We start from the raw sequence: 11,053 nt of genomic DNA on the forward strand, positions 1-11,053 counted from the left end.
AGGTTCGGTGGCGATGCGGGCTGGTGCTGGCGCGGTGCTGGCGCGGTGCTGGCGCGGTGCTGGCGCGGTGCTGGCGCGGTGCTGGCGCGGTACTGGCGCGGGTCAGAGATGGTCTTTGGTCAATTCAGGCCAGTCAGTGACCACCGGGGCTAGTTCCCCATTGGTCCAGAGCGGGAGCTGATCGGAGAAGTGCTGGTGACCTGGGGTGCCGGAAGCACCGAAAGGCACAATCCAACGGCTGTTGCGCCGATCCGCCAGGTCCCAGACGTAACGGGCTACGGGGCCACGGAAGCTTCGGTCTTCCACGCCGGGCAGGCTCTCGGTGCAGAGAACGCATCCGGTGTCCCCGCTGAGATCAGCCGTAGGCGCTGATGAGGCGAGCGGCCCGGGGAGCACATGGACGGGCAGCAGCTTGTGCCGGTCACCCCAGGCAGCGCCGTTCAGCATGGACTCCTCGAGCGCGACGACTTCAAGCGCGGCGGAGGCTTCCACTCCCACGTTGATGCCAAGTTCGGAGCCACGGACCAGCAAAGTCTCCAAAGCGAAACCAATGCGGGATGCCACGGACAACCACGGCCCGAACAACGGTGAATAGCCGGTGGGCTCATTCAGGGGAGCAAACGCAGAGTGCCCTACCAGGCGCTGGACCATCGAACCACGCCAGGCTGCAAACACAGCGGCCGAGTGGCTGTCGGCGTCCATCCGGCCATCCCAAATCAGCAACAAAGACCGCAGTTCCTTGGCTTCCCTGGACAGGTCCTCGGGATCCAGGCCGGTGAGCACGGACCGGAACAACGGCCACGGGCCCAGCAAGGTGTCCATATGGATAGCCCGCATGGCGTCCACGGTCAAAGGCCCGGGTGTCGATTCCAACAACGCCCTGATACGCAGTGCGCGGTGCGCCGGCGCAAACTCCATGGCCACAGCATCTCCACCTCCCGCGTGGCGGTCATTCGCGCTCACGGCAAACTGCTGGATCTCGGTGCGGGGCAAGGCCACGTACTGTCCCTCCCACCCGTGGCGTGCGGAGAAAGCCGGAGCAGGCAATCGGCGGTTGGCTGGATTTCGTTGCGGAACCAGCCCGGCAACGAAATGCCGTACAGATCCGGAAACGTCCGCGGCAACCACGCTGTTGACAGGCTCCACCCATGCGTCGAAGGCGGTTTCCACCTCCGAGACACTCCGGCTCCTCAGCAGCGGCAGGAGGGCTTCGAAACCCATCCGCCCCTCAACCCTGGCCGGGAAGCGCAAACTCAGGGCGCCGCCGTCGGGCGTTCCGGAGATGACCGGACCGCGCGCGGTTTCAATAATCTCCACGGGCACCGGCTCACCGCCGCGGACGGTGATGGTTTGGGAACTCACGACGACGGGTTCCCAGACTTCCGCACCGCGCGCCTCAATCCGCTCGCCGAAGGTGTCGCTGACCCGGCGCAACTCCTCCACGAAGAGGTCCTGGTAGTCGGCCATGGCGTTGGTGATGGCCCAGGCGGTGTCGCCGGTGTGGGCGAAATGGGGGAGGCCCGGAACGCCGGGGAAGGCGAATCCGATCGCGTCGAACTCGGGGCATGCCAGCCTTATCTGCTGGTAGACGCCGGGAAGTTCCAGGAGGCGGTGGGGATCGCCTGCTATCAGTGGCAGAGCGCTGGCGGTGGTGGAACCGTGGGCGGCCCATGCGTTGCTGCCTGACCAGACGGGCGCTTCGATGCTGAACAAGTTCACCGCGTCATCGCCCAGTGTCCGCGCAATGTGAGCCCGGAACAGCTTGTTGGGGAACGTTGAGAAGAGGATGTGGTGCACCAGGAAGACACCCAGCGGGGTCCACGGATTCCACGGCTCGGGTTCGCAACCGGATTCTTCGAACTCCGGTCCACGGCGGTGACCGTTCGTTAGTGCCTGGTCGACGCCTGCCACGTACTGTACGCACCAACGTTGTGTGCCGGCGTCGAGGTTTTCGAAGCACCGGCGCGCGGTGTCATCCAGCCGCGTCTGACGTGCAAAACGGTCCCAAGGTATGGCGTCGACGCCCAGGATTTCGGCTGTGCGGCCTTCCGAACGCCACCGTTCCAGCTCGATCTGCCAGGAGCGGTCCGTGCCCGCATTCAGTCCTTGCAGAAATGCGAGCTCGTCAGCTGTTTCAGCCCACAAGTGGGGGATCCCCCACTTGTCACGGTATGTGCCGGGGCCGCCTGCCGGGGCGGTGTGGTGCTGAGGGGCAGGCGTCATAATCTCTGGCCGCTTTCGAGCTTAGGTTAGGCTTACTTAAGTTCAAGATAAATGGCTTTGGCCCCGTTCACAAATCGTGGACCTTCGTGAAGGAGTGTTGCTTGAAACGCAATTGGGAAGGCGTCGTCCTCAAAGTCATGGGCGCCAAGGATTTCACTCTGGAGGTCACGGGGAGCGAGGAGATCACCCCCGATTTCCTTCGCGTGCACGTGCGCGACGGCGGACTCCTGGGGCGAAGCGGCCTGCATCCCACCATGTGGATCCGGCTCTGGTTCAACGATTCCGGGAAGGCCCACCAGCGTGCCTACACCCTGGTCAACGCCTCACCAGCGGACGGGACGTTCAGCATGGACTTCGCAATGCACAACGGCGTTGCTGCGGACTGGGCGCGCTCAGTGCAGCCCGGCGACACGATAGATGCCACCGTCCAAGGCAGCTCCTTCACTTTCCCGCAGCCCGCCCCGCGCCGGATCTGGGTGGTGGGCGATCCCGCTTCCATCCCTGCCGTCAACTCGCTGCTGGACGAGCGCTGCCGGGTTGCTGCGGGCGGGACTCCTGTGACGGCTTGGCTTGAATACCAGCACGACGCCGACTCCTCGCTTGAGGTGCGTACCTCCGATTCCGACGTTGTTACCTGGCTTCCGCGCAAACGCGACGGGGCCGCGTTGGTGGAGGAGGTCTGCGCTGCGTTAACGGCGGACACGGTCTCTGTTTCGGACGACTTCTTCTGGATCGCGTGCGAAGCATCAAGCACGCGGGCAATCGTTAAGCACCTGAGGAAAGAAATCGGCGTGGATAAGCACCGGATTGATGCGCTGGGGTACTGGCGGGTTTAGGATTCGCTGGCTTTCAAGGGGCTTTGCGGGTGTTCAAGCGGGCCTTGTCCTTGAGAAGACTAGGGGAAAGCGTTCACCGCCGTGAGCAACTGCCGTCGGGCTGTTTATCGCACAGGACGGGTACCGTGTGATGTATGCCGCTGAATCAGCGTTTTGCTCACTGCTTCTAACTCACTTGTGATATTTATTGGTTATGACGCAACCTACCGCCGAACATGTAGGCCTCCTGCTCCGCGACGCCCGAGGTGAAAAGGGCTGGACGCAGGGGCAGCTGGCTACTGAGCTGGGAACCAGCCAGAGCGCAATCGCCCGGATGGAACAAGGCAAGCAAAATCTCAGCCTCCGGATGATCGAACGGCTTGAAGCCATTTTTGGCCGCTCCATCGTCAAAGTGGGCAAGCCGCAGATGACCCACCTCCGCGTGGAGGGCGGCAGGACCCTCTCCGGCGAAGTGGACGTCAACAGCAGCAAGAACGCCGGAGTGGCTCTCTTGTGTGCCAGCCTCATCAACCGTGGCACCACCACCCTGCGTCGGCTGGCACGGATCGAGGAAGTCAACAGGATCGTTGAGGTCCTGACCTCCATCGGCATGGAATGTACCTGGCTCAACGGCAGCGACCTCCGCATCCGACGCCCCGAAGTCCTGGATCTCGAGTCCATGGACGTAGACGCAGCCCGGCGTACCCGCAGTGTCATCATGCTCCTGGGCCCGCTCCTGGACGAAACCAGCGTATACCTCCTTCCCTACGCCGGTGGCTGTGACCTGGGAACCCGCACGGTGGAACCTCACATGCAGGCACTCCGGCAGTTCGGCCTGGAGGTAGAGGCCAAGTCCGGTTTCTACTCCGTGACAGCCCCTCCCGCCGATGAGCTGAATCGCTCCTTCGTCCTGACCGAACGCGGCGATACCGTGACGGAAAACGCCATTATGGCCGCCGCCCATCGCGAGGGCACCACCATCATCCGCAACGCCAGCCCCAACTACATGGTGCAGGACCTTTGCTTCTACTTGCAGGGTCTCGGTGTGGAGATCGACGGTGTGGGAACCACCACGCTGAAGATCACCGGACGTTCGGCCATTGATGTGGATATTGAGTACTTCCCGTCTGAAGACCCCATTGAGGCCATGAGCCTGATCACCGCAGGCATTGTGACCAACTCAGAGGTCACCATCCGCAGGGTTCCCATCGAGTTCATGGAAATCGAACTGGCCACCCTGGAGCAGATGGGCCAAAAGCTTGAGATCTCCGGCGAATACATGGCACGCAACGGACGCACCCGGCTGGTGGACGTCACTACCAAGCCCTCGGAGCTCCAGGCCCCGCAGGACAAGATCCATCCCATGCCGTTCCCTGGCCTGAACATCGACAACCTGCCGTTCTTCGCGGTGATCGCGGGCAACGCCGAGGGCCAAACCATGATCCACGACTGGGTATACGAGAACCGTGCCATTTACTTGACGGAACTCAACAAGCTCGGCGCTCAGGTGCAGCTGCTGGATCCGCACCGGATCTATGTGAACGGGCCCACCAAGTGGCGTGCTGCGGAGATCGGCTGCCCACCGGCCCTGCGCCCTGCCGCCTGCCTGCTTCTGGCCATGTTGGCTGCCAGGGGAACCTCCGAGCTCCGCAACATTTACGTGATCGAGCGCGGTTACGAGGACCTTGCTGAGCGACTGAACACCATCGGGGCGAAGATCGAGTACTTCCAGGACTAGGTGTTTTCTGCTGGATCATCCCAAGGAAGCGATTACGAAACCTCGGAAGTCCAAGGCCTTTCTCGGCTCCGCTCGTGATGATCCAGCAGAATATGCTTAGCGCCCACCACGCGGCTTACCCTGCGCGAGGAGCCAACGAATCTGGGCAATGACGTCGTCCGGTGAGTTCCATATTTGCTCGGGAGCGAAGCTCAGGGCTTGATAGCCCAAGGCCTGTGCAGCATTGAGTCTGGCCATGTCCTTTCGCCACGCATCTCGCGAGCTGTGGAACTGATAGCCGTTGACCTCGACAATCAGCCACCCATCGATCAAAGCATCCACCCTACCGACCCCTGAAATGCCGACTTGGCGTTGGAATGGAAGATCCTCCGCTTCAAACAACAGACGTGCGCTGATCTCAGGAACAGACTCCGACAGGCCGTCGGCCATCCGCAAAAGCCTCCGCGCGTTGCCGAAGTACCTGGCCCCCAACCCGCTTTCAAGAGAATCCCTTGAAACCCCGCGCAGGACCATTGCCGATTGGGCAACTGCGATGGCATCAACGGCGGGAAGGCAAGTTAGAGCGTGAACGACGGTGTCTTCCAGCGATGCCACCGGGACCAAAGCGTCCGGCCTCATCCTCAGCCCACCGTGACGGACGAAACCCCGGCCCCTGCTGTGCCTCGTTGCCATATGCAGCCGCATTGGTCTGTCCTTGAGCCACAGCCCATAGCGAGCTGCCGCGCTGGCGCAGGTGAGATGTCCGTTGTTCACCAAGGCGGAGAGATACCCGGTGTCCGCCTCCGGGAGAGCCCAGAGGCCCTTCCGAGTTTGATAGGCGCCATCCAGCTTTCGGACTTGGGCTGCGGTAAAGCCGTGGTCTCTGAGGAGACCTACTCTTGCTACTCCACCCGCTGACATCAGGAATTCGAAAGAGTCCATGCTCCCAGCTAGCCATGGGATCTGGTCCAAGAGGGCTGGTAGTTTGGCCTATGTGGAGAAGTGCTGATCAGATTCTGCTGGATCAACAGCTGGGCACCTGAGGTCACCCCGGAGGGTCCAAGGCTTCCCACCACGGGCTTAGTGGATGATCCAGCAAAATTTGCACAACCCGTGTCCGCTCTGTCCTGACCCTGACTCCTGACGCAGAATGGAGCATGCGGACTTTCGGGGTTGAGGAAGAGCTGCTCATCGTCCATCCTGTGACGGGTGAGCCCTTGGCCCTCGCGGACGCGCTGCTGGCCGGCCACCATGAACCTGCAACCGCCACTGGTCTTAGCCACGAACTGAAGCTGGAGCAGATCGAAACCCAAACACGCCCGTGCCACAGCTACGGCGAGATCCTGCAACAAATCCGACGCGGCCGGGCCATGGCCAACGAGTCCGCACGCCGCCACGGAGCACGAATTGCTGCGATTGCCACATCCCCACTGGCTTCGAACACGCACACCACTCCGGACCTCCGGTATGCGGAAATGCTGGACCGCTTCGGCATCATTGCCACCGAGCAGCTGACGTGCGGTTTCCATGTCCACACCTCCGTGGAGTCACCCGAGGAGGGGGTGGTGGTGTTGGATCACATCCGGGACAAACTCGCAGTCCTAACAGCACTTACTGCCAATTCGCCCTACTGGCGGGGGCTCCCCACTGGGTTCGACAGCTACCGTACGCAAGCCTGGAACCGCTGGCCGACGTCCGGCCCGTCCTCCGTTTTTGGCTCGCTGACGGCGTATAGACGCTTGGTGAAGCGCCTCCTGGACACGGGCGTGATCCTGGACGAGGGCATGGTCTACTTTGACGCCCGCATTTCCCGGGACCAGCCCACTGTTGAGGTCCGTGTTGCCGACGTCTGCCTTCGCGCTGAGGATGCGGCACTGATGGCAGTGCTGGTGCGGGCTTTGGTGGAGACAGCTTCCTTGGAGATGCTCGACGGCGTGGAACCCGCCGCGGTGCCCACGGCAATCCTGCGGATGGCGAGCTGGCAGGCCAGCAACGCGGGTCTGCGCGGAGAGCTCCTGGACTTTGGCGACTTCCTGCCTCAACCGGCGGCGGAGGTGGTGTGGGCATTGGTTGATTACCTGAGTCCTGTCCTGGACGACCAAGGCGAGCTGGAGATCGTCAAAGCGGGGATCTCGGACATCCTGGAGCGGGGCAACGGCGCCCACGAGCAGCGGGAAGCGGCGGAGCGTTACAACAAAAAGCAGCGCGACGGCCAAGCACCTCCGGGTAGTCCGCCCACCAAAGAAGCGCTGGCCGCCGTCGTCGGGCATGCTGCGAAAGTGACCGTCAGCGGGGGCGCTGCCGGCGCGTATCCGGAACCGGCGCCTTTGCTGACCCGGGTCAGGAGGCCCTAGAGTCTTCTTCCCACGAGATCAGGCAGGTGCCGGCGGCTGTTAGACCTGTTTGAGGGCCTTCTCCAGATCCAGGATGAGGTCATCCACATCTTCAAGACCCACGGACAGGCGGACCACGCCATCGGAAAGCCCGATCGCGGCACGGCCTTCAGGACCCATGGCCCGGTGGGTGGTGGTGGCCGGGTGGGTGACGAGGGACTTGGAATCCCCCAGGTTGTTGGAGATGTCAATGACGCGGAGGCCGTCGAGCAAGGCGAACGCGGCCTCCTTCGCTGAGCGGCCGGCCGAGGGCGACAGCTCGAACGTCAGTACCGTGCCACCCGCCTTCATCTGCTTCGCAGCAAGCTCGTACTGCGGGTGAGACTTCAGCAGCGGGTACTTGACCCAGCTGATGGCCGGTTGCTGCTCGAGCCACTCGGCGATCTTCAACGCGGAGGCCGAGCTGTGGTTCACCCGCAGTCCGATGGTCTCAAGGCCCTTGGTCAGCACCCACGCGTTGAACGCGGACAGCGACGGGCCAGTGTGACGCATGAGTTGCTTGACCGGACCGTCAATGAATTCTTTGGTGCCCAGGATCGCGCCGCCCAGGACGCGGCCCTGGCCGTCGATGTGCTTGGTGCCGGAGTACACAATCACGTCTGCGCCCAGCTCACCGCAGCGTTGCAACAGGGGAGTGGCGAAGACGTTGTCGACGACGACGGTCGCCCCGGCGGCATGCGCCAGATCGCTGACTGCCGCGATATCAACTATTTCCTGCATGGGATTGGACGGCGACTCGAAGAAGACCGCAGTAGTGGGCTGGGAGAGGGCATCGCGCCACTGCTCCAGATCAGGACCGTCCACGAACACCGTCTCCACGCCCCAGCGCGGCAGGATTTCATTGAGGATCACAAAGCAGGAGCCGAACAGGGATCGGGCGGCAACCACGCGGTCCCCGGCAGCCAGCAGGGCACCCAAAGCCGTGAAGACCGCGGACATGCCTGACGCCGTCGCAAAGCATGCTTCGGTACCTTCGAGCAGCCGCAGCCGCTCCTGGAAGGTTGCGACGGAGGGGTTGCCGTAGCGGGAGTAGACGAAGCGCTCGTCCTCGCCTGTGAAGGCGCGCTCGGCGGCAGCGGCGGATTCGTAAACGAAACCCGAGTTCAGGAAAACGGGCTCGGACGTTTCCTGGAAATTGGTGCGGTCAAGGCCGCCACGGACGGCCTGGGTGTCGGGGCTCCAGCCGGCGGCGTCAGGATTGAAGGTCACTTACTCGGCCCCCAGATTGGTGGGCAGGCCACGGTTCTTCCAGCCATTGACGGTGCGCTCGCCGTAGCGGTCCGGTTCGCCTTCGAAGCCCTCCAAGACGTTGTAGGCAGTAAAACCGGCCTGAGTTGCGGCGATGGCGGCGGAGATGGAGCGTTGGCCGGAACGGCACAGGAACACCAGTTCAACACCGTCGTCCTCCGGCGCCTGCTGCCGCAAGTCATCAATGAAGCGGGAGTTGGGGATGCCGCCGGCAAGGTTCCACTGGATAAACAGGGGATCGTTTTCCGTGGCTTTGGTGTCCGGGATGCCGATGTGGGCCCATTCGCCTTCAGTGCGGACGTCCACCAGGATGGCACCGGCTTCAAGCTTGGCCCACGCGTCGTGCGGGGTCAGGTCACCTGCGTAGCTCATGCGTGGCCCTCGAATGCTTCTTCGTCCTCGACATCCAACTCGTCAACAGCATTGGCAACTGCGGCATCGGCGCTGGCGATGGCGGCGGGCAGGACAACGGCCTGGGCGACGATCACCTCGGTTCCGTTGAAGGTGGCCGCGGGGCTGCCGTGCAACACGTACCCTTCCGCCAGGGCATTGGAGATCCGCTCGCAAAAATCACGGGTGTCCGGGCCTGTAATCAGGCGATAGGAAAGTTTTTCTTCAGTGGGTTCAGGCATAGCTGGTGCTCCTCAGTCACGCTTGCAGTTCGAATTTGTCGATACGCCGAGTAGTCACCTGAGGCACCCCGCCGGAGAGAGGGTTGCCGACCAGCAAGTCAGGGCTTTGCGCTGGTGCTCATTACTCAAGAAAAACGTAACATCCACGGGCCTTGGGCCGCACTTGCGCGCGCTTGTCCTGCCGTCATGTTGCGTAATCGGGGGCTCCACCCTTGTTGGTTTTCAGTTCGCGTACTGCCGCTCCCACCGTGGGGAAGAAATGCTCGGGTGTAAAGCGTGCGCCTGTGCCCAGCCGGATCAATTTGTCTTTCACGGGTCCCTTCATTTCGGCAAACACCAGGTCCACGCCTCGTCTAGCCAGCCATTCGTCCAGCGTCAGGAGGTCATCCAGCGCCGTGGTGTCGATCCCGGTGATGGGCTCTGCGGCGAGGATAACGTGGGTAACAGGGTGTGTTGTTTCTTCCGGAGTTTCATCCAACTGTTCCCGCACAAAGGCCGCCAGGACCTGCCCATTGCCGAAGAAGAGGGGTGCATCGAAGCGGAGGATCAGAAGTCCGGGGATGCGCGCGCCGTCGGGGTGCCGCTCGAGGTCGTGATAACCGGGGAGTCCAGCTTCGGCTCCCAGTTCCGTCCGGTACGGATCCCAAGCCCGCCGAACAAAGTCCAGGAGCGCCAAGGCGATGGCCACTACAATTCCCTGCAGCACACCGACGGTCAGGACTCCCAGGAACGCTGCCAGCATCACCACGGACTCGCTCCGGCTCAGGCCCAGGAGCCGCTTGACACCGGCAGGGTCCGCCAAGGCAATGGCCGCAGCGATGACGACGGCGGCCAAGGTTGCGGAAGGAAGATACCCGGTAACTCCGGGAGCCAGCAACATGAAAGCCAGGACCAGCCCCGCGCCAACCACCCCCGTCATCTGGGATTTGGCGCCTGCGTCCACAGCTACGGGGGTCCGTGAGGCGCTGCCGGAGATCGGGAATCCACCTAGCAGGCCTGTGGCCGCGTTGGCCGCTCCAAGCGCTGCCATCTCCCGGTTGCCTGAAACTCTCTTGCCTTCCTTGGCGGCCAAGGTCTGGGAAAGGACGCCGGTGTCTGCAAAGGCCATGAGGGCGATGCCTGCGGCCGCGGGGAGCAGTGTGAGCGCGTCCGCCCAGCTTATTCCGCCCAACGCGGGCATCGGCAGCCCCTGCGGCAAGACTCCGGTGACCTTGACGTCGTCGTTCAGCCCCCAAACGGCGGTTGCAACACACGAGCCCACCACCGCCAGCAGGACGCCCGGCACTTTCCACTTCAGCAGCCGGGGAATCCAAATGAGGGCAAGAGAACCCATTCCCAGCAGCAGCGCGGTGACGTTGACCTCGCCGCCCACCAACCCAGTGGCGACCTTCGCGAGCTTTTGCCAGATATCACCACTGGCCTCTATCCCCAGGAACGCCGGAAGCTGCGATAACGCGACGAGCAACGCGATTCCGTTCAGGTATCCGAGCCTGATGGGTTTGGACAACAGTCCGGTGATGGCGCCGAGTTTCAGGGCCGAACCGGCGATCATGATCACCCCGATCAACACAGCCAACAGCCCGGCGAGCGCCACCGATCTTTCACTGCTCCCGGCTGCAAGCGGCACAATAGCCGCGGCGATCATGGGGGCGAGGGAGGAATCGGGTCCCAAGACCAAAATGCGGGAAGGTCCAACCATGGCGTAAACCAGCAACGGAATGACCGTGGCATAGAGCCCGGTGACAGGAGGAAGGCCGGCGGCCTGCGCGTAAGCCATCCCGGCAGGTACCAGCAAGGCAAACAGTGCAGCACCCGCCACGGCATCGTGCCGCAACCACTCAAGCTTGTACCCCTTGAGCGCCCAAACGCCCGACAGGCGGGCTTTGGCGGAAGTGCGACTGGGTGAACTCATACAGCGATCATTCCGGACCCGTGCTGTTTGCGGAACACGGTGAACGCCGTATGTGGAAATCCAAGCCGTCAAGAGTCCGGCCCAAATGTGACGTCCCGGGAGCATAATTGACC

General features: G+C 62.8%; 9 protein-coding genes and 1 riboswitch. Of the genes, 3 read left to right on the forward strand and 6 right to left on the reverse strand.

Annotated features, from left to right (window positions below):
• Positions 1-102: 102 nt before the first annotated feature.
• Entirely contained in the window at positions 103-2,223 is a 2,121-nt protein-coding gene (locus tag BACI9J_RS02025; RefSeq protein WP_159732918.1) for a penicillin acylase family protein, read from the reverse strand.
• A 101-nt stretch (positions 2,224-2,324) separates the two neighbouring features.
• On the opposite strand from BACI9J_RS02025, the gene BACI9J_RS02030 reads away from it, so the two are divergent.
• Positions 2,325-3,059: a siderophore-interacting protein gene (locus BACI9J_RS02030; RefSeq protein WP_159732920.1), complete on the forward strand. Its 735-nt coding sequence runs from the start codon at positions 2,325-2,327 to the stop codon at positions 3,057-3,059.
• 193 nt (positions 3,060-3,252) lie between these two features.
• Positions 3,253-4,776: a UDP-N-acetylglucosamine 1-carboxyvinyltransferase gene (locus BACI9J_RS02035; RefSeq protein ID WP_159732922.1), complete on the forward strand. Its 1,524-nt coding sequence runs from the start codon at positions 3,253-3,255 to the stop codon at positions 4,774-4,776.
• 96 nt (positions 4,777-4,872) lie between these two features.
• Here BACI9J_RS02035 and BACI9J_RS02040 read toward each other — a convergent pair whose 3' ends face one another.
• On the reverse strand, positions 4,873-5,205 hold the full coding sequence (locus BACI9J_RS02040; RefSeq protein WP_159732924.1) for an endonuclease domain-containing protein: 333 nt from the start codon (positions 5,203-5,205) through the stop codon (positions 4,873-4,875).
• Between the two features lie 707 nt (positions 5,206-5,912).
• Here BACI9J_RS02040 and BACI9J_RS02045 point away from each other — a divergent pair.
• Positions 5,913-7,109 (forward strand): glutamate--cysteine ligase 2, encoded by a 1,197-nt coding sequence (locus BACI9J_RS02045; protein WP_159732926.1) that lies wholly within the window; start codon positions 5,913-5,915, stop codon positions 7,107-7,109.
• A 39-nt stretch (positions 7,110-7,148) separates the two neighbouring features.
• Here the strand turns inward: BACI9J_RS02045 and BACI9J_RS02050 are convergent, their stop codons facing one another.
• The 4 genes from BACI9J_RS02050 to BACI9J_RS02065 form a co-directional block, all read right to left on the reverse strand.
• On the reverse strand, positions 7,149-8,357 hold the full coding sequence (locus BACI9J_RS02050; RefSeq protein ID WP_159732928.1) for an O-succinylhomoserine sulfhydrylase: 1,209 nt from the start codon (positions 8,355-8,357) through the stop codon (positions 7,149-7,151).
• Entirely contained in the window at positions 8,358-8,768 is a 411-nt protein-coding gene (locus tag BACI9J_RS02055) for a rhodanese-like domain-containing protein (protein ID WP_159732930.1), read from the reverse strand.
• Positions 8,765-9,028, reverse strand: a complete 264-nt coding sequence (locus BACI9J_RS02060; RefSeq protein ID WP_159732932.1) for a DUF1737 domain-containing protein — start codon at positions 9,026-9,028, stop codon at positions 8,765-8,767. The genes BACI9J_RS02055 and BACI9J_RS02060 overlap by 4 nt, the downstream gene beginning before the upstream one ends.
• 13 nt (positions 9,029-9,041) lie before the next feature.
• Positions 9,042-9,154, reverse strand: a riboswitch (SAM riboswitch).
• A gap of 58 nt (positions 9,155-9,212) precedes the next feature.
• Positions 9,213-10,940, reverse strand: coding sequence for a SulP family inorganic anion transporter (locus tag BACI9J_RS02065; RefSeq protein ID WP_159732934.1), 1,728 nt, complete (start codon positions 10,938-10,940; stop codon positions 9,213-9,215).
• Between the last annotated feature and the right edge of the window lie 113 nt (positions 10,941-11,053).

Source organism: Arthrobacter sp. 9V, from assembly GCF_902506065.1.
Classification (GTDB): Bacteria; Actinomycetota; Actinomycetes; order Actinomycetales; family Micrococcaceae; genus Arthrobacter.